Below are 24678 nucleotides of genomic sequence, written 5' to 3'. Positions count from 1 at the left end.
CGTATTTATTTTTTGTAAATGATATTATCGAAGTTTATCGGAAATCTTATACTAAAAAATATATAAGTCCTACCTTATTTTAGATTATATAGCATACAATATATTAAAAAAATGTCAATATAAAAAAGTGAATACTTGATATCGGTATTATCAAGTATTCACTTTGATGATATAAGAATATGAATTTTTTATATGAAATAATTTTATATTATTTATTTTTTGTTTTATAATTTTTATAATATACCTAAACAATTATATTTTGTCAAAAATAATTTTTTTAAATTTTAAATATCTGCAAGGCTTTGCCCCGCACCCCACTTCTTTTGGTGCCCCAAAGAAGCAAAAGGGCTATATTTTAGCTTAAATTAATAGTTTATATTACATGTAAAACAATTTTAGTATGATTTAGTACTAATTTTATACCTTGCACTTTTTGCAACTTTTTGCGGCGGGAAAAAGTTGAATAAAAAAATGACAAACTTAAAAATTTTCAGTATATATCATTCTTCTAAGTATGCATAATTAAATTTGTATCTTCCCAAAGGCTCATCAATATAATTTTTTAATTTAGGATTTACTATCAAGAAATCAGTTCTATATATAAATGGTATAATAGGAACTTCATCAAAAAGTATTGATTCAGCTTCTTTCAAAGCCTCCATTCTTTTTTGTGCATTTGTTGCAGTTGTAGCAAACTCTATTAAAGAATCATATCTAGCATTAGAAAATCCTCCGTAATTTATATCGCTGTAGCTAGTCATAATTTGAAGCATTGTAAGAGGATCATTATAATCACCAGTCCAGCTTGTTCTAGCCATTTGATAATTTCCTGATTCTCTGAAAGGCAAAGTAATTTTTGATTCTTCTGTTCTAACCATTACATCAATATTAAGTGTATTTTTCCACATTTGCTGAATTGCTTCTAATACTGTAGTATAAAAACCAGATGAAACTTTTACTTCTAATATTGGGAAATTTTCGCCATTAGGATATCCTGCTTCAGCCAATAATTTTTTTGCTTCTTCTACATTGTTACTATAATTGTTTGCTATTATATAATTACTGCTTTCTTCTCTGAAAGATTTTTCAAGTCCTTTTACTACAGGAGGAACAAATGCTTCTGCCGGTATTAATTTACCATATCCTATATTTGATACTATGTAATTTCTGTCTATTGCAAGAGATAATGCTTTTCTTACTCTTTTATCTGATAATGTTTTATCTTTATTATTTAAATCTAAATAGTAAACTCCTATAATATCGCTTACAGCCATTAAATTATCTTTTATCAAATTTTCTATCTCACCAATAGGAGGGGCATTTATAGAAAAATCAACATCTCCTGTTCTTACGGCATTAAGTGAAATATATTCATCAGCTATCAAAACAAAATTAATTTTTTTAGCTACTTGATTAGTATAATTCCAATAATTAGTATTTATTTCAAAAGATAATAATTCATCGGGCTTTCTTTCTATCATTTTGTATGCACCGTTTCCTATATAAGTTTCAGGCTTCCAAGTCCAATCATCTCCGTATTTTTCTATTATATCTTTTCTTACCGGCATATAAACTCCTCCGGAAGCTAGTATATCAGTAAAGTATAGGGTAGGTGCTTCAAGTTCTATTGTAAGAGTATTTTCATCTATAGCTTTAACTCCAAGATTTTCTATTGGCTGTTTTCCTCTTACTATATCTTTTGCATTTTTTATATATTCCATCAAATAACTTATAGGTGAAGCTGTTTTTGGATCAACTGCTCTTCTATAAGAATAGACAAAATCATCTGCTGTAACTTTTTTTCCATCGCTCCATTTGGCGTTATCTCTTAAATGAAATGTATATGTAAGGCTGTCATCGCTTATTTCCCATTTGTCGGCAACACCTCCTACAATGTTTCCGTTTATATCTTTATCAAGAAGTCCTTCAAAAGCATGATTGATATAAATAAATCCATAAGTTTCATCATTTAAAGCTGGGTCTATAGTATTAAGTTCATATCCTAAATTCACAGTGATTTCATCTTTGATATTTTTGATTTGTTTTTTACAAGATATACCTAATATAAACAAAAATAATAGAATAATAAATTTTAGTTTTGAAGTCATAAAAAGCTCCTTAAATTATTAAATATAAAAGCGAGATTTTTATAACGCCGTTTGTCTTGTTTTATTGAATTGTATTTAAGTCTTGTTTATTTACTTTAGATAAGATAATTTAATAAAACAAGACCAACTTTAGAAAAGGTCTCATTTTATTAATATTAAGAAAATCTAATAAAAAATAAAAGAGATAATTCCCTACGCTGGCATTACCCAAACAGGTTATAAGGGTCGAAATTTAATAATGAAAAATTATATAAATTTCCTCTCAGCCTTTTCAAGCTCCCCAAGTTGAAAAAATGATATAATATTATTATTTTTTTATCAAGTATTTTATACCTAATATTTTATGAAATTACCCTAAAATAATTATAAAGTGATAAATATATAAATATTTGTATAATTATTAATAATGATGCAGAAATTAAAACTAATTTATTTTCTTTTAAAATTGAAATTCCATAAAATAAAAATATAGAAAATAAATATATTATAAATGCGTATAAATATATTATATCTTTTATTTTTAGCGTATATTGTATGTTATCAATTTTCTTATTTGTATCTATTGCTTTTGTAGTTATTAATGTACCAAAAGGACTTCCATCTTTTTCCATTTTTATTTGTTTAATGAAATTATTATCTTTAATAGTTTTTTCTATATCTAAATATACATTATAAATATCACTATTTCTAAAAACTTTATCATAATAATTTATTCTAAATGAATAAGTATTGTTTTTTATTAATTTTATTTCATTTAAATATCCTGTTCTTTTTATTGAGCCTAAAATTGTTAAAGAAAGTAATGATATTATAAATACAGATGATATTATTAATATAGGTATGGCAGTTTTTTTGTTTATTGTTATAAAATTAATATATATTTTTAATGAATTTATTATTTGATCAATAAAGTATAATAAATTATATAAAAAGTATAAAAATACTGCAATTATTAAAGTATAAATATATATTATATTTTTTATTTTTAGTGTATATTGAATTTTAATAATATTAGTATCATCAATTTTTTTAGAAGAAGTAAATATTATACTATTTCCTGATTTAAGATATAAATTATCTGACACCTGTTTTATATTTAAATATTTTACATTAATAGTTCCTAAAGGATAAAAAACTCTCATTACTGGTTTTACAGATTTTTTAGCATCTTTAATATTTAAAGTACTAATATATTCTTTGTATTCATCAGTCATTTTATCTGTATTTGGTACGACAATATCATGATTTATATCATCCAATTGATATCTTATATTTCCTGATATATCACCTATTTTTTTAGCTTCTAATGTAAAAACATACTTTTCTCCAACAGAAGGCTCTATATCATATCCTAATATACTATAATAATTGTTATAGTTTGAAATCGTAATAGTTTTATCAGGATTATTATAAATTAATCCGTTTTTACTTTTATGATTTCCTAATTTTAAATTGAGATTATAACCATAATTCTTTATATAATCAGGTTTATTTTCAAATTTTAGTATATTATTATATTTGTATATAGAATTATCAGAAAATAAGCCTTTACTTGCTACTCTTGCCCTATAAACATATCCAGCTTCACTTTCAGCAATAAGCTCCAAATCTTCTAAACTGGCTTTATGATTTAACTTTCCAAGTATAAATAATAATACTAATACAGCTAAAATTGAAATAGAAGATATTTTTGATATTTTAAGTATTAATTCTTTTTTATCTTTAGAAATTTTAAAAATTAATTTGTGGTTAAATAAAATATATATAAATGCTAGTAATCCTATAATTATTAGATAAGGTTTCAATTTTAATTTATAATTAATACCTTGTATTTTATCATCATATTGAAGTTCTCTTGTTGATATAAAATTACCAAAAGGGCTGCTGCCTTTTTTATCAAATGTTATATTTTTGAATTCTATAAGGTTCTTACCTACGTAAACAAATTGAGGAACATTAAAAACAACATCATATATATCACTATTTCTAAATATTTTGCTATAATATTTTAATCTGAAATCATAATAATAAGCATTTTTTTTAGATAAATCTTTATTTAATTTGAATTCTGATAGATAACCTATTCTATTAACTGAGCCTAATATAGCTAATAATAGTGTTAATATTATTGCACTAAAACTTATAATTAATAGAATCCTATTTAATTTGTTTTTCATAAAAAGTCCTTGAAAGTTTTTAGTTAATTCAATTTGAACTTTACAAGATATATAAAAAAAATCAAGTGATTTTAATTATTTTATATATTTTTTATTTTAGTTATTGATTTTTCTTTGTTATATTATATAATGCATTCCTATGAATAAGTACAAACCAAACCAAACCAAACCAAACCAAACCAAACCAAACCAAACCAAACCAAATAGAATAGAATACTTTTGCATTTTTTTCTTGGAGTTAAATAATGTTATTTAATTCCACAGAATTCATGATATTTTTTCCTATAACACTTATTTTATACTGGATATTTCCTAAAAAGTATAGATATATTTGTTTATTCATAGCCAGCTACACATTTTATATGTTTTGGAACCCTAAGTACGCTTTGTTAATGGGAACTTCTACAGTTATAACATTTTTAAGCGGAGTATTAATAGAGAAATTAAAATATAAAAGAACAGTAGTAGCTTTTAGTTTTATTATAAATTTAGCCATATTAATATTTTTCAAATATTTTGATTTTCTTCTTCAGAATATTAATATAGTTTTGTCTATATTTAATATTAAATTAATAGAAAAGCCTTTTGATATTATTTTACCTGTTGGAATATCATTTTATACTTTTCAGGCATTAAGTTATACTATAGATGTTTATAGGGGTGAGATAAAGTCAGAGAAAAATATAATTAAGTATGCCTTGTTTGTATCATTCTTTCCGCAGCTTGTAGCTGGTCCAATAGAACGTTCTAGAAACTTGCTTATTCAGGTGGACAATTTAGATAAAATAAAAAGATTTGATTATGATAGAATAACGGAAGGTTTATTATTAATGCTTTTTGGTTATTTTCAAAAGATGGTAATAGCAGACAGAGCAGCAATATTAGTTGATACAGTTTTTAATGCCTATTATGAATACAACAGTATGGCTTTAATTTTGGCGGCAGTATTTTTTGCTATACAGATATATTGTGATTTTGGAAGCTATTCACTCATAGCAATAGGAACAGCTAAAGTTATGGGTATTAATTTGATGGAAAACTTTAATACTCCTTATTTTGCTAGAGGAATAAAAGAGTTTTGGGGCAGATGGCATATATCATTATCTACTTGGTTCAGAGATTATCTTTATATACCTTTGGGTGGAAATAGATGTTCAAAGTTTAGAAAGAGCTTTAATATATTAGTAACCTTTTTAGTAAGCGGATTATGGCATGGAGCTAATTTTACTTTTATAGCTTGGGGGGCTATACATGGAATATTCCACATAATAGAAGAACAATTGAAGCCTATTAAGGAAAAATATTTCAATAAGTTCAATATCAAAACAAATGTATTTAGTTTCATAATATTAGAAATCATAATTACTTTTATAATAGTAGATTTAGCTTGGATATTTTTTAGAGCAGAAACTATACATGATGCTATTTTCTACATACAAAGAATATTTACAAGAATAGATTTATGGACATTATTTGACGGTACTTTATATACTTTGGGCTTGAATAGATTTGAGATGAACTTACTTATCATAGCATTGTTTATATTGATGTCAGTAGATTTAATAAAGTATATAAGAAAAGAGAATATATTTGAATTTTTAAGTAAACAGAATTTATATTTCAGATGGTTTGTAATGTTATTTTTGATTTTTTACATAATTGTTTATGGTAAGTACGGAGCAGGATTTGATCCTAAACAGTTTATATATTTCCAATTTTAATATGTGAGTTATTTATGAAAATAAAAGCTATAAAGATTATTTCTTTTATATTAATATTTTGTATATTACTTTACTCTGTAAGCAGAGTATTAAGATTTAAATATGATGATGGTATTAAGCAATTAGATTCGTTTTATAAATTAGAAAATAATTCTATAGATGTATTGATATTAGGAAGTAGTCATGCATATGCCAATATATATCCATTTTATTTATATAGTTTATATGGAATATCATCATATGATATGTGTTCACCAGCACAGCCTATATGGAATACTTATTTTTATTTAAAAGAGGCGTTAAAAACACAAAAACCTAAATTAATTATATTAGAATCGCTTATGATTCTTTTAAATAAAGAATACTATAATTCATTTATTCATCGAACATTTTATGGGTTAAATTTTTCTAAAACTTTTATAGAAAATATAAAAACTAGCCGTACAAAAAAAGAATGGGTTAGTTTTATCAATCCTTTTTATCAATATCATAACAGATATTCGGATTTAACTTTTAATGATTTTATTAAAAAAGATAGTTATAAATATTTTAAAGGAAATATTTTTTATATTCGTTCTAACATTAATAATATTCCAATTGAATATCATACTACTAATATTGGTAATTTATATTGGAAAAGTGAGAAATATTATAGAATTATAATTGAATTAGCACAGAAAAATCAAATACCAATATTGATTATAAAATCACCATATAATGTATATACATACGAGCAAAAGTTATTTAAATTTAATGATACAAATTACATTCAAGAGCAATATAATGCCATTATGAAAATAGCCAATGAATATGGTATTCATTTTATTAATTTTAATTTTAATTATGGTAAATATAATTTAGATTTTAATACAGATTTTTCTGATAAATGGGGACATTTAAATTATAAAGGTGCAGAAAAGTTTACTAGATATTTAGGGAAATATTTAAAAGAAAATTATGATTTGCCTGACAGAAGAGGTGATCCTAAATATTATTCTTGGGAGATGAATGCTAAATATGAATATAAAGGCATATATAATATAGAACTGAAACAGTCTAAAAACTTGAATGAATATATAGAAAAAGTAAAAAATGCTGAGGATTATGTTATAGGTATTACTATGCTTGGTAATTATAAAAAAAATGATGCTATTATCAAAAATATATCTACAAATTTTAATATTAACAATATATATTTAAAAAATGCTTCTTATGTTGTGGATAATAATAAACTTATATATTCTTCATCTGGATCAAATCGATATTTATTTTATGATGAAATAGGAAGCTATACTGATTTGGTTGCTGATAGCGGACAAAAATTATCTATAAATAGAACAAATTATATTAAGACAAAAAATGGAATTAATATGGTTATTTATGATAAATTTACTGAGGTTATAGTTGATAATATATATTTGGAATATAAAGGAAATTCTATAAATCCTACAATTAAGAGATAATAATTATTTTTTTATTATATAATTAAATGTTATCTAAAATATGGAATTTATATTATTTAGACTTATTAATAGTTGAAGTTTTAATATAAAGTTAAATAAATTTCCTCTCAGCCTTTTCAAGCTCCCCAAGTTGAAAAAATGATATAATATTATTATTTTTTTATCAAGTATTTTATAATTTAATTGTACTTTTTTTGTAATTCATATTACAATTAATAGTTTCATAAGTTATAAATTTATATTTTAGTATTATTATGAGTTATGTAAATGTTGTTTAATTCTACGGATTTTTTAATATTTTTTCCTATAACACTTATTTTATATTGGATATTTCCAAAGAAACTAAGATATATTTGTCTTTTCATAGCAAGTTATATCTTTTATATGTTTTGGAATCCTAAATATGCCCTATTAATGGCAACTTCTACCGTTGTAACTTTTTTAAGCGGTGTATTAATAGAAAAATTAAAATATAAAAGAATAGTAGTGGCATTTAGTTTTATAATAAATATTGCAATACTGATATTTTTTAAATATTTCGATTTTCTTCTATTAAATATAAATATGCTTTTATCAGCATTCAATATACAATTGATAGAAAAGCCTTTTGATATAGTGCTGCCTGTAGGAATATCATTTTATACATTCCAAGCATTAAGCTATACTATAGATGTTTACAGAGGTGAAATAAAGTCAGAAAAGAATATCATTAAATATGCCTTGTTTGTTTCATTCTTTCCTCAATTAGTGGCTGGACCTATAGAGCGTTCAAAACATTTACTTGGTCAAATACAGAATATGGATAAAATAAAAAGATTCGATTATCAAAGAATAACTGAAGGTCTTATTTTAATGCTTTTCGGTTATTTTCAAAAAATGGTAATAGCGGATAGGGCTTCTATATTAGTAGATACTGTATTTAATAGATATTATATTTATAATACAAGCGAATTAGTATTATCAGCAATGCTTTTTGCAGTTCAGATATATTGTGATTTTGCTAGCTATTCACTTATAGCAATAGGAACGGCCAAAGTTATGGGTATAGATTTAATGGAAAACTTTAATACTCCATATTTTGCAAGAAGCATAAAAGAATTTTGGGGAAGATGGCATATATCTTTATCTACTTGGTTTAGAGATTATCTTTATATACCTTTGGGCGGAAACAGATGTTCAAAGTTTAGAAAGAGTTTTAATATATTAGTGACTTTTTTAGTAAGCGGATTATGGCATGGAGCTAATTTTACTTTTATAGCTTGGGGAGCCATACATGGAATATGCCATATAATAGAAGATCTTACTTTAAAATTCAAAAATAATATTTTAAATAAATTAGGTGTAAAAGTACAAAGTTTCAGCTTTAAATTTTTGGAAGTAATTTGCACTTTTATAATAGTAGATTTGGCTTGGATATTTTTCAGAGCAGAAACTATACATGATGCTTTTTACTATATACAGAGAATGTTTACTAAAGTAGATTTATGGCGTATATTTGACGGTTCATTATACAAACTAGGATTAGACCGTTTTGAAATGAATATACTTATAATATCTTTGATAGTGCTGTTTTTAGTTGATTTAATAAAGTATATAAAGAAACAAACTATTTATGAGTTTTTAAAAGATCAGTGTTTGTATTTCAGATGGGCAGTAATATTTTTCTTGTTATTCTTCATTATAATATATGGAAAATATGGTGCAGGTTTTGATCCTAAGCAGTTTATATATTTCCAATTTTAGGAGTTATAAAAATGAGTGAAGTTAGAAAAAATTATTATGGCAGTCTTTGTACTGAAATGTATGAGATACTGCATGAAAGAGCACCTGAAGATGAATTAAACTTTTATCTATCTTATGCTGAAAAAGGTAAAAAGATTTTAGAACCTTTATGCGGAAGCGGAAGATTTCTTATTCCATTTATAGAAAGAGGGTTTGACATAACAGGAATAGATATGTCTAATGAAATGCTGCAAAAACTAAAATTAAAATTTCCTGATGCAAAAACAGTTCATACTGATATTATGAAATATGATCCGAAAGAAAAATTTGATTATATATTTATCAGTTCAGGTTCAGTATCATTGTTTACAGATATTGATATTTGCAAACAAATTCTAATAAGAATAAAGAACTGGCTTTTAAAGACTGGTAAATTTGTTTTTGCAGTTGATACAATAAAAAATAGATGTATAGATGATAATGATTATAATATTGCTGTATCCGTTAAAACAAGAGAAAATTTTGAAATAGTGCTTAAATCAAAAAATTATTATGAAGAACAAACTCAAACTCAGTTTTCGCCATCAATTTATGAAATGTATAATAATACAGAATTACTTCAAAGTGAGTTTATGGATTTTCAGACGCACCTTTATAAATATGGTGAAATGGAGCAGTATTTAAAAGAAGTTGGATTTACTCAAGTTAAAACATTTTCTTCTTTTGAAAAGGAAATTGCAGTTAATGATAAATGTGATATGTTTTTATTTGAATGTAGTTTTTTATAATTATTATAATGTGGTTGATTACTTAATAAATAATAAAAAAAATTATAAAAAAATATTTTTTGTGAAGAAAATTATGAACTATAAAGGAACAATACAATTAGAAAGTGAAAGATTATTGCTTAGAAGATTTAAAATAGAAGATGCAGAGGATATGTATAATAATTGGGCTAGCGATGATGAAGTTACTAAATATTTAATTTGGCGAACTCATAAAAATGTTGAGGAAAGCAGAATAATTTTAACTGAATGGACTAGTCAATACTGTTATAAAGATTTTTATCAATGGGCTATTGTACTAAAAGAGAATAATTTCTTGCTTGGAAGTATAGGATCCGTTGATGCAAATGATAATATAGATTGTATTAGAGTAGGATATTGCATATCAAGGAAATATTGGCATCAAGGCATTACATCAGAGGCTTTTTCTATGATTATTAAATTCTTTTTTGAAGAAGTTAAAGCTAATAGAATAGAAGCGGCTCACAATGTTAATAATATAAACTCTGGTAAAGTGATGCTTAAATGCGGATTAAAAAAAGAAGGTGTATTAAGAAGCGTTTATAGGGATAATACAGGACTTGTTGATGCTGCAATTTATTCTATATTGAGTAAAGAGTATTTTAATCAAGTTTAATAATTTAATAATAGGCTGTTTATAATATGATAAGAAATACGATAAAAATTATTTGTTTTATAGTGATATTTATTACATTACTTTGGTGTTCAGGCAGAGTTTTAAGATTCAAAAATGAGAATGGTATATATCAGGGTGACAGTTTTTACGAACAGGGAACTAACAGCATAGATGTTATGTTTATGGGAAGCAGCCATGTTCATTATAATATTAATCCTGCTATTTTGTATAATGAATATGGTATAGCAGCTTATAATTTTACTTCAGGAAGTCAGCCTATTTGGAGTACATATCATCATTTAGTAGAAGTATTAAAATATCAAAAGCCTAAATTAATTGCATTAGAGTCTTATATTGTTGCAGCAAGCAGAACTAATGTTGTAGATTATCAAATTGTGGCAGCTACTTATTCATTAAAATGGTCAAAAAATAGAGTTGAATCTCTAAAAGTAACAGCTGCAGAAAGATTTGATGAATTTATTAATCCTATGTATAGATATCATAACAGATACAAAGATTTAAAAGATGAAGATTTTATACCTTATGCCAATAATTATAATCATTATAAATATTTTAAGGGATATTCTTTTCATAATAAAACATTCCCAGTACAAAGGCCGGATATAGAAAATATTAAAGATAGTTTGCCATTACTTGAAGAACAGGAAACTTATTATAGAAAAATATTAGAATTAGCTAAGACAAATAATATTCCTATTGTTGTAATAGCTTCTCCGTTTCCTATGACTGATGATGAGGCTAGACATTTTAATAGGGTAGGAGAGATAGCAAAAGAATATGATGTTCCTTTTATGAATTTCAATCATTATTATGATGATTATGATTTAGATTTTTGGACTGATTATAATGATTCAGGACATTTAAATTATAAAGGAGTTCAGAAATATACTTCTTTCTTGGGTAAATATTTAAAAGATAATTTTGATTTGCCTGACAGAAGGGGCGATACAAATTATGACACTTGGGAGAAAAATGCTTTATATGAGTATAATAAAGTTTATGATATGAATTTAAGAGATATAGATAATATTCATGATTATATTACAAAAATAACTAATCTTAATGATTATACTATAGTAATAAATATGCTTGGTGAATATTCTACAAATGATAATGTTGTAAAAGGATTATACTCTAATTTTAATATAACTAATGAAATGTATACTAATAATGTTTCTTATGTTATAGATAAAAATAAATTAGTATTTTCTTCAATGGGTGAAACTAATTATCTTTATCATAAAGAACTTAATAAATATAATGATTTAGTAGTTGACAGCGGAAGCAGAATAATGATAAGCAGAAGCAATTTGAGAAAAACTACAAATGGGGTTAATATAATAGTATATGATAATATCACTTCTGAAGTAGTTGATTTCTTTGATTTGCCTTATACTAATGATGCAATAAGCGAAGTAATAGAAAGAGATTATTAATTTTGTATACTTTTTATTATAATTACAATAATGTACATTAAAGTAGGAAAATAGTATGATTAAAAAAATTTTATTAATATTTATGTCAGCATTGATATTTGTATCATGCTCAGCATCAGTTATATCTCCAAGCAGTAATGGCAGTAATTCCGGTAATGGTACAGAAGATGGAGGCAATACTGGTGGCGGTGATGGTGGAAGCGGCGGAGATGGTGCAATGAAGGCGGCGGCGGTACTGAAATACCAGATATACCTTGGACTGATATAGAACCTCCTTTAATGGCTCCTTATCCTATTTTGGATGCAGAAGCGATTAAATATGGAATAGATATTTCTCAAGAAGATAATTTAATAAAAGAACAAATAAAAACTAGATTAGAAGAATGTAAGAAAGAAGGGCGTGAATATAAAATAATATTTATTGGTATTGGTTTCATGTTCAAATAATGCTACATCTCCTGATAATAGTAATAACGATGATAATTCAGGAGTTACACCTCCTACAGGTCCAACCGAAGAAGAATTATTAATAAAAAAATACGGTATAGACATAAGTCAGGAAGATGCAGTAATAAGTCAAAAAATAGAAGAAAATTTAAAAGCCTATTTTTCTGAAAAGAATTCATATAGAGTAATATTAACAGGTACTCCTAAAGATTATACTCAAGATGTTAATGAGTCTTTATATACTTTAGTTTTAAAAGCAGCAGTTAAAGTTAATACTAGTATGAATATAGAGTTGGATTTAAAAAATATTGATTTTAAAGATAGTTCTGTAAAAACAGGTATGTTTTCTGGAAATATTATTGATAATGCTGAAAATATAGTTGTTAGTTTTTCTTTTCCAACAGATAAAAAAAACTATAGAAATGAGGTCTTTTGATAGTTTATATAATACAAAAGAGATAACACTTCCAGATTCAGTAATTACAATAAAAGAAATGGCATTTCAAAATTCTCAAAGCATAGAAAAATTAACTCTAGGTAATGGTGTTCAATCTATAGGTGATCAGGCTTTTTTATATGTTCAAGCATTGAAAGAATTAATAATTCCTGATTCTGTAAAATCAATAGGAATGGGGGCATTCAGCGGATCATTTATAGAAGTATTAAAATTATCTTCTTCATTAGAATCAATAGGAGATTCTGCTTTTGATTCCAGCAGCATTACAGAGCTTACAATACCTGCTTCTATAAAATCAATAGGCAGTATGGCATTTGCATTCTCTAGACAATTAACTACTCTTACTTATTTAGGTACAACACCTAATACTATCAATAATATAGGAGATGTATTTATAGAATGTTCTAAACTTACAACTTTAATAGTTCCTAATGCTGAAAATGAGAAAGATTAAGGTTGGAAAACTTTTTTAGGCGGTTCATTCACTGATATAAGAAAACAATAATAATTAATGATAATGTTATTATTTTACGATACATATTTGACTATTATATAAAATACATATATACTTGATAAAATAATATTAAATAATCAAAAAATACATAATTTCATAAACTTTTTTTGATTGTTTTATTTCTATTTCTTGTATAAACTGTTTTATATATTACTAATTTTTAAGGAAACAAATATGAGTAAAATAATAATATTATTAATGTTAATTTTATCTTTGATATCATGTTCTAAAAAATCGGATAATAATAATTTGAAAGAAAATGTAAAAACTGAAGTAAAGGTAGGAGCTTGGGATATCAATCCAAAACAAGTTAATTCTATAGATGATAATATAAAAGATGTTTTTTCAATCGCTGCAAAACAATTATTAGGTGTAAAAAGAGAATTAATGCTTTATCTTGGAAGTCAGGTTGTTAATGGTGTAAATCATGCTTTTATATGCAGAAGTACTGTTGTGTATCCTTCAGCACTTCCATATTATGAAATTATAATTTGTAATGTATCAGCTGATAATGAAATATCTATAGTGAAGCTTGATAAAATTATAGAAAGCAGTCAAAGCGAAGTAGGCGGTATAGTATGTACTTCTTCTGATGAGGCAAAGATTAATATTTCAAATTCAAAAGAAGCTAATGATTTAATAAAAATATTTCAAAATGCTGTTAAAGATATAAAAGACATAAAATATACTCAAGAACTTTATGTAGCAAATCAGGTTGTAAAAGGTGTTAATTATTCTTTTGTGGCAAAAGCATTATCGAATGATGGTTCTGTTTCTGTAAAACTATTAACTATTAATAATTTTATGGAATCAAGCGAAGTAATAGAAGTAGAAGATATTTTATAATTTTAAATATAATTCTAATATATGCCTAAACAACTATATTTTGTCAAAAATAAATTTATATTTTTGTTTTTATATCTGGGGCTTTGCCCACCGCTCTGCGTGCTTACGCAAAACACCAGTTCTTTTACGACCGAAGGAAGTACTGTAAGGTATTGGTATAAGGCACAGCCCGCCTTCGGCGAGAACCTTATATCCTCGACAAGATCGGATACGCTTTGCGAACAACTGCATTTTTGACCTACAACTAGGGTATTACACTATATTTAATACATATTCTTAAAATATAAAGTTTTAGTAATTGCGTTTTTTGCTACTTTGACGAAGTCCGCAGAGCGTGTGCGGCAAAAAAGTAGATAACATTTATATAAAGTGTATCAGTTGACAATACATTTACAAATTTAAAAATTGTCAGTAATATATTTATAATAACTTTAAATATTTAAACTTTTTAATCTATCTTTTACTTCCAATTTGTTTAAAACTATATAAGTAATACTGGAAACAGTTATTCCAAGCAATGCTCCAAGTAATACATCGCTTGGATAATGAACTACTAAATAAACTCTTGAGAAACCTATTAATGAAGCTATCAATATAAATATAAAACTATATTTTTTATTGAAGTTTAAAAATAGCGGGAATAAAGCGGCAAAAGATGCAGTAGTATGCGATGAAGGACAGGAAAAAGAAGTTTCTAAATGCTTTCCAACAGCTATCCAATATTCATTATAAATAGGATCCATAAAAGGTCTTTCTCTGGCTATTAAAGGCTTTAATATAAATGCTCCTATTGCTATAGATACAAATAAACTGATTGCCATATTTATACCGCAGAATCTTGTTCTTTTTATAAATATTAATATTATAGTTATAATCATTAAAGGCAATGCTTCGCCTAAATTGGTTATAGCAGAAAAGAAAAAGTCTAATGCCTTGTAATTTGTATGCAGGCTATTAGCGAACTTTATTATAGTATCATCAAATAAATTAATTATTTCCATAAATTATATTCTCTTTTAAATTGTATTTTTATCAGATAGTTTTATTTCAAGTATAACAGTTAATTTTATTTATTGTAATATTTATTGATTTTATTATTTTAAATGTTAGAATAATCTAACAAATATTATTGATTGGAGTATGTTATGAAAGACTATGAAAGATTATCCAAAGAACATTTTAATAAACAAGCTGGTATTTATGATGAAAAAGATACAGTATATTATTCAAAATTTGGAAAGATAAGCTGCAATTATGTATCAGAATATTTAAAAAATATTGATTATAATAAACTTTTAGATGTAGGATGCGGAACGGGATATTTAATAAATTTACTTCAATATAAAGATAATACATTATTTTACGGACTTGATTTATCAGAGGAAATGCTAAAAATGGCAAAATCTAAAAATATAAGAAATGCTGAATTTGTTTTGGGCAGTGCAGATAAACTTCCATTTGATGACAATAGTTTTGATGTAGTAACATGTATACAAAGTTTTCATCATTATCCTTATCCAAATGAAGCTATGAAAGAGGTTTACCGTATTCTTAAAAAAGGCGGTATTTATATATTATCCGATACAGGAGTAGGAGGCATAGCTGCTTGGATAGATAATAATATTTTATTTCCTTTGATGAAAAGCGGTGATTGTCATACAGAAAATAAAGAAGCTATATCAAAAAGAATGATTAAAAATGGATTTGAAATAATAGAGAAAAAACAATTAAAAGGATTTATATATTCTGTTATAGGGAAAAAATGATATGCTTTATTAATTTAAAACATATTGATGTTTATTAATATCTTTATAATTTTATATTGATTTTTATTTTTTATGATGATATAAAAACAATAAAGGTATTATATGAAAAAGTTATTATTAATTTTATCAGCATTATTCTTTATATTGGTAAGCTGTTCTTTTTATAAAGAAGTATCGTCTTATGCATTAATTGTTTCTTCAAAAAAAGGACATGAAAGTATAGTAAATATATTATTGAAATTGAATTCTGATATAAATATGAAAGATAATGAATACGGATACACTGCTTTAATGGAAGCTTCATCAAAAGGATATACAAAAATAGTTAATACTTTATTAGCTCATAATGCTGATGTAAATATTCAAAACTATGACGGACAAACTGCTTTGATGCTTGCTTCTTCAAAAGGAAATACTGAAATAGTTAATATGTTGTTAGCTCATAATGCTGATGTAAATATTAAATGTGATAATGACCGTACTGCTTTGATAGAGGCTTCTGTAAATGGATACACAGAAATAGTTAATATTCTATTAGCTCATAATGCTGATATAAATCTAAAAAGTTATGACGGGCGTACTGCTTTAATAAGAGCTTCTCAAAAAGGGTATGAAGAAATAGTAAATATATTATTAAAACATAATGCTGATACAACTATACAAGATATATCCGGCTTTACTGCATTAGATTATGCCTTAGAATCAGGTAATTCAAATATTATAAGAATGCTTGAAAACAATTAATTAAAAAACATACTTGTTTAAAAACTACATAACAAAATTATATATAAGGTTATTGTATTTTTTATTATAATTTTAATATATACTTAAATAATTATATTTTGTCAATTTTTACTTTTTCGTAAATGTAATTTTTCTTTATTAATAGTATAAAATATTATTAAGTTTTGTTTGAAATGTGAAGTAAAACCAAGATTTGTGTCAAAAATGCAGTCTTTCGCGAAGCGTATCTGAGCCAGCCGAGGATATAGGTTCTTTGTGCCACGCCACAGGCACTCCTTTCAGTCGCAAAAGAACTGGGGGTACGAAGTACGCAGAGCGGTGGGGCTAGTCCCCACAAATAACCTAAATTTAAAATTGTATTTTTTGACAAACTCTAAAATTTTTAGTATATACCTAAACAACTATATTTTGTCAAAAATAAATTTATATTTTTGTTTTTATATCTGGGGCTTTGCCCCATACCCCAGTTCTTTTATTGGTATAAAAGAACCAAAAAAACTGCATTTTTAGTCTAAATCTAGGTTATACCATACATTTAATACATATATTTTTAATATAAAGTTCTAGCAATTGCGTTTTTTGCAACTTTTTTGTGCGGAAAAAAAGTTGATAATATTACATAATGTGCAGTAGTCGGCAAAATGAAATCGTTTCAGTATATATTAAAATTATAATTAAAAAAATTATACAGTTTTATTAAGTAGGTTTTAAAAAGCATATTAATAAAAAATAAACTCAATATAAAGAGAGTTACTCTTGTATATTGAGTTTGTTTAATTATAAAAATTATAGTAAATAAAATTAAAGTCTTACTATATCTCTAGTAATTTCTTTTAAGCTGTGAACACCGCACATAGTCATAGCATCTTCAAGTTCTGCACCTAATTGAGCGGCATAAGATTTAACTCCTTCTTCTCCTCCGCCGTAAGCAGCTATTACAAAAGTTCTTGCAATAACAACACCGTCAGCACCTAAAGCAATAGCTTTTAATATATCAGTACCATTTCTAATACCGCCGTCTACTAATATTTTTATTTTTCCTTTAACAGCATCAGCAATTTCAGGTAAAACTTCAGCAGTAGAAGGACATTGATCAAGTACGCGTCCTCCATGATTTGATACTATTATTGCATCGGCTCCAGCCTCAACAGCTTTTTTAGCACCTTTTACAGTCATTATTCCTTTTATTATGAATGGTCTTTGAGCAATTTCTTTTATTTGTTTTAATTCATCTACAGTTTTGCTTCCTGCTTTTGGAGTAAGATTCTTTAAGAAAGGAAGTCCAGCAGCATCAACGTCCATAGCAACAGCAAAAGCATTTGAATCTGCAACTAATTTCATTTTTTCTTTTATAACATCTATATTCCAAGGCTTAACTGTTGGCACTCCTACACCGTTTTGTTTTTTTATCATAGTAGTTGCTGCAATCATTACATTTGGATTAGTACCGTCGCCAGTGAAAGCTGCAATTCCTGCTTCCGCACAAGATTTTACTAATATATCATTGTATTCTTCTTCTGTGTATTTATCGCCATAGTGAAGCTGAACAGCACCTACAGGGCCAGCAAATATAGGATATTTAAATTTTTTACCGAATAACTCAAAAGAAGTGTCAACATCTTCATTAGAACATATTGTGTCCATATTGAGTCTTATCTCTCTCCATTTATCATAATTTCTAATAGCAACATCTCCTATGCCTTTTGCACCAGGTCCAGGCATACTATTTTTACATACTTTACCATTACATATTGGGCATGCCTTACAAAATCCCATACAGTCTTTTGCAGCTTCTATAATTTCTTTATATGTCATAAAATTCCTCCGATATTTAATAATTAAACTGTGATAATAATTTACCGCAATAATAATACTAAATATAAAAAATAAAACAAGTAAATTATTAATATACTTTGGTTTTATGAAAATATATTATTTATGTAATAATTTTATAATATTATAAATGATTATATTACATTTTAAACATTTATTTGTATGAAATACAATAATAAAATTAGTATGCATTATTAATAATAATTTTATATGGTGTTAAATTATTTTTGTATTATAATATTATAATTTATGGAAAATTAATAAACTATGATAGGAGTCGTAAATGCTGAGAATATATAATTATCTATTTAATAAATATATAGAAGGCTGCAAAATCAGATTAGAATCTTTTGAAGATGAGGAAATTGGAGATTTAAGGAAAGATCTCAGAAAAGAAGCAAAACAAATTATAGCTGATGCCAGTGACTTTTTTGATAGTATTGATGCATTAAATTATTCTGATTTTGATGATTTTAATAGTAAAATAAAAACTTTTAATGATGAATTAAATAAAATATTTGAAACGTTTTATACAGAGAATCATGAAGAAGGAAGCTATGTATACGAAAAAATTATACTTGATTTTTATTATGATAAAACTATGTTTAATGATGAAGATGATGAAATAAGTATTGACGATTTTGATATTTTAGATGAATATTTTTATTATAATACTGAAGGAATTAATAACAACGATTCAGGTATATATTCAAAAGCTATTAAATATTATGATAAAGCTATAAAATTGATTAATAATTATGCATTCGCTTATTATAATAGAGGTCTAGCTAGAAGTAATTTAGGTATGTATGAGCAAGCTATAAAAGATTATGACAAAGCTATAGAATTAAGTAAAAATTATAAAAATGCATATTATAATAGAGGATTTGCAAAAACAAATTTAGAATTATATGAAGAAGCTATAAAAGATTATGATAAAGCTATAGAGTTAGATCCTAATTTTATTGATGCATATAATAACAGAGGATTTTCAGAAAATTGTTTGGAATTGTATAAAGAGGCTATAAAAGATTTTGACAAGGTTTTGGAATTGAATCCTAATTATTATTATGCCTACTGCAACAGAAGTTATTCTAAATATTGTTTAGGTTTATACAGAGATTCTATAAAAGATTGTGATAAGGCTATAGAATTTGATGAAAATTATTCAACTGCTTATTATAATATAGCAAATGCAAAAAGAGAGTTGGGGTTATATAAAGAAGCTATAAAATATTATGATAAAGCTATATATCTAAATCCTAATTATAGCGATGCATATAATAATAGAGGGCTTGCTAAAAGCAGTTTAGGAATGTATGAAGAAGCCATAAAAGATTATGAAGAATCTATAGATTTATGTGCTGATAATCCAGAAGCCTATTATAATATAGGAAGTGCTAAATATGATTTGGATCTTTTAAAAGAATCAATTAAATATTATGATAAGGCTATAGAATTAAGACCAACTTATAGTGAAGCATATAATAATAGAGGTCTTTCTAAAAATGATTTAGGATTACACAAAGAAGCTATAAAAGATTATGATAAATCTATAGAGTTAAACCCAGATGACAGCAATACTTATAATAATAGAGGACTTACTAAATACAGTTTAGGATTATATAAAGAAGCTATAAAAGACTATACTAAGGCTATAGAATTGACTCCTAATTATACAAATGCTTATGGTAATAGAGGAAGTGCTAAAGATGAATTAGGACAGTATAAAGAAGCTATAAAGGATTATGATAAGGCTATAGAATTATCACCAAATACTTCTTATTTATATAATGATAGAGGCTGGGTTAAGAAAAATGCAGGACTATATAAAGAAGCTTTGAAAGATTATAAAAAAGCTTTAGAATTAGATCCTAATAATAAATATGCAATTAGTAATATTGAAAATCTTAAAAAAGAACATGGCTTGAAATAAAATTAGTTTTATAGGAAATTGTATTATGAATAACAGTATTGAAGAATTATTGGATAAAGCTAAAGAAGCATATCAAAATAAAGAGTATGAAAAATCCATTGAATATCTTGATAAGGTTATATTTTATAATGGTGATTCTTATGATCTTTACCATAATAGAGGATTATCAAAATTAAATTTAGGTTTATATGAAGAAGCCATAAGAGATTTTGACAGAGCTATTGAATTGGGTGATGATACTACTGGAAGTTATTATGACAGAGGTTTTGCAAAATTAAATTCAGGTAATTATGAAGAAGCTATAGAAGATTTTAACAGAGTTTTGCAAATAGATAATAATGATATTGATTCTCTCGTTAATATAGGAATATGTTATCTTTACATGAAAAAATATAAAGAAGCTATAAATATTTATGATGAAGTAATAGCTGATTTTCCTGATAATGTTAATTCTTATAATAATAGGGGATTATGTAAGTTTTATTTATCCCAATTTGAAGAAGCTATAAATGATTTTAATAAAGTTGTAGAATTAGATAAAAATTATACAGCAAGCATGGCATATAACTATATTGGTTTATGTAAATATAATTTAGATGAAATTACTGAAGCTTTAAAATATTATGAGAAGGCTATAGAGATAAATCCTAATCTAATTAATGCCTATCATAATATTGCTTTGATAAAACATGCTGGTGAATTTGATGATGAGGCTTTATCCTATTTAAATAAGGCTTTAGAAATAGATCCTGGTAATATTGAAACATATTTAAAAATTTATTCTATAAAATTAGATTTAGAACTATATGATGAAGCTAATGAATATTTAAATAAAATTTTAGAAATGTATCCTGATGATATTTATGTTTATGATAGAATAGGTAATATAAAAATTGATGCAGGATATATGGAGGAAGCTGTAGAATATTTTAAAAAAGCATTAGAGATAAATCCTAATTTTATTGATGCATATTATGATATTGCTTTTGCTTTGCATAAATTGGATTTAAATAATGAAGCTTTGGAATATTTAGAAAAAGCACTTATAATTTATCCTAATAGTGCAGATACTTATTTCAAAATATTTTTAGTAAAAAGAGCTTTAAAAGATTATGACGGAGCTTTATCTTGTTTAAATAAAATACTAGAAATAGATGATACTGATATTACAATTTATAATGAAATAGCTTTGATAAAAATGGAACTAGAATTATATGATGAAGCTTTATATTATTTGAATAAGGCTTTGGATATAGATACTAATAATGCTGAAATATATAATAGTATTGGTTTAGTATATCATTATAAAAAAGATTACGAAGAAGCTATTAAAAATTTTAATAAGGCCATAGAATTAAATACTTATATGGTTAGTGCCTATTATAATATTGGTTTATCATATTATGAAATGTACGATTATGAAAGATCTATTCAATATTATAATAATGCATTAAAAATAAATCCTCTATATTCATCTGCTTATATTAATTTAGGACTTATTAAACATAATTTAGGAAACTATCAAGAAGCTATTGACTATTATAAAAAAGCATTAGAAATAAAGCCTGATTATAGTTTAGCTTATTATAATATTGCACTTGCTGAAATGAGTTTAGAAGATTATGAAAAATCTTTGGAAGATTTTAACAGAGCATTAGAATTAAGCTATGATGAGGCAGATATTTATCTTAATATTGGACTTATATATTCAAGACAAACTATATATGATAAAGCTATAGAATATTATAATAAAGTATTAGAGATAAATCCTGATAAACTTAATGCTTATTATAATATTGCCTTTTGTTTATCTAATATGAATAAATATGAAGAAGCTTTACAAATATATGATAAAGTTATGAATATGTATCCTGATAATTTTGATGTTTATTATGAAAGAGGATACACTAAATACAGAGCATTAAAATATGATGAAGCAATAAAAGATTTTGATATTATTATAAATAAAAAGCCTGACCATTGCAGTGCTTATTATTATAGAGGCTGTTCTAAAAAGTATTTAAAGAATTATGATGAAGCTATAAATGATTTGAATAAAGCTATAGAATATGATCCGAATAATCCTAACTATTACAGTGAAATAGCTTTATGTTATGATTATTTACATAAGTATAGAGAAAGTATTGAAAATTATGATAAAGCTATCGAGTTAAATGATAATGATTGGTTTTTATATATTTTAAGAGCTAAAGAGAAATTTCTTTTATCAAAGGAAACTAATGTAGAAAATAAAGCAGATGAGAAGAAATCATTTTTTAGTAAAATTATATCAAAAATTACTTCATCAAAAAATTATACTGATTTAGAAAAGTCAGCATTGAATGATTTGGAAAAATCTTATAAATTAGCTTTAGAAGATGAATTTAATCTTATGGTATTTAAAGATATTATAAAAGATGAATTTACCAATATAGATTTGGCATCTGAATTTTGTAAGGATAATAATATTACTTTATAAATTATAATATTAGCAGCTGTTTTATTTTTTGTTTTAATTTTGTCAACTACTAGCCGTAGTGGCAACCCGCACGGTATCGTTTATTCTTAATGAATGTTCTTTATACGTGCGGCTGATAACTTATTATTATACAAAATCAATAAATCTATATTACATGTAAAACATATTTCTTAAATATTAGATAATCTTTTATTTTATAAAAAGGTGAAAATTGACAAAATATAGTTGTTTAGGTATATACTATGATATAATTGTATCGTATACAAAATTGTAACTTATATATTAATAATAAATAGTTATAGGAGTTAAAAATGGCAACAATGACTAATTTTCTATTCGGACAACATTTAAAAGAATCTAAAAACAAATTAGAAAATTTAAAAACAGAATTAAATAAATGTGTAGATGAATTTAATGATTTTTTAAATAATATTGATGCAGAAAATTATTCTGATTTTGATGATTTCAATGACAAAGCAAAAACTTTTAATGAAGAATTAAATAAAATAATGTCAGATAAAAAACATTTTATAGTCAGTTTTACAAATATAGTTGATAATAAGAAAGAAGTTGATATTGATCGTTTAAACGATCTTACTGATTATCATGATTATAATTCTAAAGGTATTTATAAAAGTGCTAATGGAGAATATGCAGAAGCTATAAAATATTATGATGAAGCTATAAAGTTAAACCCTAATATGGCAGATGCTTATTATAACAAAGCTATTGCCAAAACTAAACTTGGACTTTTAAAAGAAGATATAGAAGAATATGATAAGGCTATAGAGTTAAGAGCTGATTATACTTATGCTTATTATAATAGAGGACTTCTTAAAAGTGATTTAGGACTTTTAGAAGAAGCTATAAAAGATTTTGATAAAGCTTTATCAATAGATCCTAATTTATTTGATGCTTATAATAATAAAGGATTATTAGAAGATGAGTTGGGATTTTCTAAAGAAGCTATAAAAGATTTTAACAAAGCTATAAAATTAAATCCTAATTATGCTCTTGCATATAATAATAGGGGATATGCCAAAGATAATTTAGGCCTTTATGAAGAAGCTATAGAAGATTTTAACAAAGCTATAAAATTAAATCCTAATTATGCTCTTGCATATAATAATAGGGGAAATGCTAAAGATAATTTAGGCCTTTATGAAGAAGCTATAGAAGATTTTGATAAGGCTATAAAATTACAACCTGATAATACAGATGCTTATAATAACAGAGGTAATGCAAAATATAATTTAGAGTTTTATGAAGAAGCTATTAAAGATTATGATAAAGCTATAAAATTAAATCCTAATTATGCTTTTGCATATAATAATATGGGAAATGCCAAAGATAATTTAGGCCTTTATGAAGAAGCTATAGAAGATTTTGATAAGGCTATAAAATTAAAACCTGATTATGTAGATGCTTATAATAACAGAGGCCTTACTAAGGAAAATTTAGGTCTTTATGAAGAGGCATTAAAAGATTATAAGAAGGCTTTAAAATTAGATCCTAGCAATGAATGTGCCAGAGAAAATGTAAAACGTACTAAAGAAGAATATGGTTTGAAATGAAGTTGTAATATA

20 protein-coding genes and 1 riboswitch are annotated in these 24678 nt (G+C 25.2%); of the genes, 16 read left to right on the top strand and 4 right to left on the bottom strand.

Annotation, left to right across the window (positions count from 1 at the left end; genetic code table 11):
• Positions 1-500: 500 nt before the first annotated feature.
• On the bottom strand, positions 501-2108 hold the full coding sequence (locus tag Q0K52_RS04380) for a peptide ABC transporter substrate-binding protein (RefSeq protein ID WP_297296863.1): 1608 nt from the start codon (positions 2106-2108) through the stop codon (positions 501-503).
• A gap of 172 nt (positions 2109-2280) precedes the next feature.
• A riboswitch (TPP riboswitch) is annotated at positions 2281-2401 on the bottom strand.
• A gap of 48 nt (positions 2402-2449) precedes the next feature.
• Positions 2450-4285 (bottom strand): hypothetical protein, encoded by a 1836-nt coding sequence (locus Q0K52_RS04375; RefSeq protein WP_297296861.1) that lies wholly within the window; start codon positions 4283-4285, stop codon positions 2450-2452.
• A 245-nt stretch (positions 4286-4530) separates the two neighbouring features.
• On the opposite strand from Q0K52_RS04375, the gene Q0K52_RS04370 reads away from it, so the two are divergent.
• The 11 genes from Q0K52_RS04370 (at position 4531) to Q0K52_RS04320 (ending at position 14334) form a co-directional block, all read left to right on the top strand.
• Positions 4531-6006, top strand: a complete 1476-nt coding sequence (locus Q0K52_RS04370; RefSeq protein ID WP_297296859.1) for an MBOAT family protein — start codon at positions 4531-4533, stop codon at positions 6004-6006.
• A gap of 14 nt (positions 6007-6020) precedes the next feature.
• Complete coding sequence (locus tag Q0K52_RS04365) at positions 6021-7469, top strand: SGNH/GDSL hydrolase family protein (RefSeq protein ID WP_297296857.1); 1449 nt, start codon at positions 6021-6023, stop codon at positions 7467-7469.
• A gap of 267 nt (positions 7470-7736) precedes the next feature.
• Positions 7737-9212 carry an MBOAT family protein gene (locus Q0K52_RS04360; protein WP_367270960.1) on the top strand — a complete coding sequence of 492 codons (1476 nt, stop codon included), beginning with the start codon at positions 7737-7739 and terminating at the stop codon, positions 9210-9212.
• Between the two features lie 11 nt (positions 9213-9223).
• Entirely contained in the window at positions 9224-9979 is a 756-nt protein-coding gene (locus tag Q0K52_RS04355; protein WP_297296854.1) for a bifunctional 2-polyprenyl-6-hydroxyphenol methylase/3-demethylubiquinol 3-O-methyltransferase UbiG, read from the top strand.
• A 73-nt stretch (positions 9980-10052) separates the two neighbouring features.
• Positions 10053-10613, top strand: a complete 561-nt coding sequence (locus tag Q0K52_RS04350; RefSeq protein WP_297296852.1) for a GNAT family N-acetyltransferase — start codon at positions 10053-10055, stop codon at positions 10611-10613.
• Positions 10614-10639: 26 nt separating this feature from the next.
• Positions 10640-12070 carry an SGNH/GDSL hydrolase family protein gene (locus Q0K52_RS04345; RefSeq protein WP_297296850.1) on the top strand — a complete coding sequence of 477 codons (1431 nt, stop codon included), beginning with the start codon at positions 10640-10642 and terminating at the stop codon, positions 12068-12070.
• Positions 12071-12125: 55 nt separating this feature from the next.
• A complete protein-coding gene (locus Q0K52_RS04340) occupies positions 12126-12338 on the top strand; it encodes a hypothetical protein (RefSeq protein WP_297296848.1) in 213 nt (70 codons plus the stop codon).
• A gap of 11 nt (positions 12339-12349) precedes the next feature.
• Positions 12350-12517: a hypothetical protein gene (locus Q0K52_RS04335; RefSeq protein ID WP_297296846.1), complete on the top strand. Its 168-nt coding sequence runs from the start codon at positions 12350-12352 to the stop codon at positions 12515-12517.
• Entirely contained in the window at positions 12492-12953 is a 462-nt protein-coding gene (locus Q0K52_RS04330) for a hypothetical protein (protein ID WP_297296844.1), read from the top strand. The genes Q0K52_RS04335 and Q0K52_RS04330 overlap by 26 nt, the downstream gene beginning before the upstream one ends.
• Entirely contained in the window at positions 12940-13428 is a 489-nt protein-coding gene (locus Q0K52_RS04325; protein ID WP_297296842.1) for a leucine-rich repeat domain-containing protein, read from the top strand. Before Q0K52_RS04330 ends, Q0K52_RS04325 begins: the two co-directional genes overlap by 14 nt.
• 234 nt (positions 13429-13662) lie before the next feature.
• Entirely contained in the window at positions 13663-14334 is a 672-nt protein-coding gene (locus Q0K52_RS04320; RefSeq protein ID WP_297296840.1) for a hypothetical protein, read from the top strand.
• Positions 14335-14765: 431 nt separating this feature from the next.
• Here the strand turns inward: Q0K52_RS04320 and Q0K52_RS04315 are convergent, their stop codons facing one another.
• Positions 14766-15335 (bottom strand): phosphatase PAP2 family protein, encoded by a 570-nt coding sequence (locus Q0K52_RS04315; protein WP_297296838.1) that lies wholly within the window; start codon positions 15333-15335, stop codon positions 14766-14768.
• 144 nt (positions 15336-15479) lie between these two features.
• Between Q0K52_RS04315 and Q0K52_RS04310 the strand changes: the two genes are divergently transcribed.
• Together Q0K52_RS04310 and Q0K52_RS04305 are read left to right on the top strand one after the other, a co-directional pair.
• Positions 15480-16100 (top strand): class I SAM-dependent methyltransferase, encoded by a 621-nt coding sequence (locus Q0K52_RS04310; protein WP_297296836.1) that lies wholly within the window; start codon positions 15480-15482, stop codon positions 16098-16100.
• Positions 16101-16202: 102 nt separating this feature from the next.
• Positions 16203-16844, top strand: coding sequence for an ankyrin repeat domain-containing protein (locus Q0K52_RS04305; RefSeq protein WP_297296834.1), 642 nt, complete (start codon positions 16203-16205; stop codon positions 16842-16844).
• Positions 16845-17645: 801 nt separating this feature from the next.
• Here Q0K52_RS04305 and Q0K52_RS04300 read toward each other — a convergent pair.
• Positions 17646-18659 (bottom strand): alpha-hydroxy-acid oxidizing protein, encoded by a 1014-nt coding sequence (locus tag Q0K52_RS04300; protein ID WP_297296832.1) that lies wholly within the window; start codon positions 18657-18659, stop codon positions 17646-17648.
• Positions 18660-18960: 301 nt separating this feature from the next.
• On the opposite strand from Q0K52_RS04300, the gene Q0K52_RS04295 reads away from it, so the two are divergent.
• The 3 genes from Q0K52_RS04295 (at position 18961) to Q0K52_RS04285 (ending at position 24666) form a co-directional block, all read left to right on the top strand.
• On the top strand, positions 18961-20613 hold the full coding sequence (locus Q0K52_RS04295; RefSeq protein WP_297296830.1) for a tetratricopeptide repeat protein: 1653 nt from the start codon (positions 18961-18963) through the stop codon (positions 20611-20613).
• 25 nt (positions 20614-20638) lie between these two features.
• Positions 20639-23092: a tetratricopeptide repeat protein gene (locus Q0K52_RS04290; RefSeq protein WP_297296828.1), complete on the top strand. Its 2454-nt coding sequence runs from the start codon at positions 20639-20641 to the stop codon at positions 23090-23092.
• A gap of 311 nt (positions 23093-23403) precedes the next feature.
• The gene (locus Q0K52_RS04285) at positions 23404-24666 is read left to right on the top strand and encodes a tetratricopeptide repeat protein (RefSeq protein ID WP_297296826.1); all 1263 of its coding nucleotides are present in this window, start codon (positions 23404-23406) and stop codon (positions 24664-24666) included.
• Positions 24667-24678: the final 12 nt, after the last annotated feature.

The sequence above is a fragment of the uncultured Brachyspira sp. genome, assembly GCF_944390845.1.
Lineage (GTDB): Bacteria > Spirochaetota > Brachyspiria > Brachyspirales > Brachyspiraceae > Brachyspira > Brachyspira pulli.
This window is presented reverse-complemented; position numbering and strand designations above follow the sequence as displayed.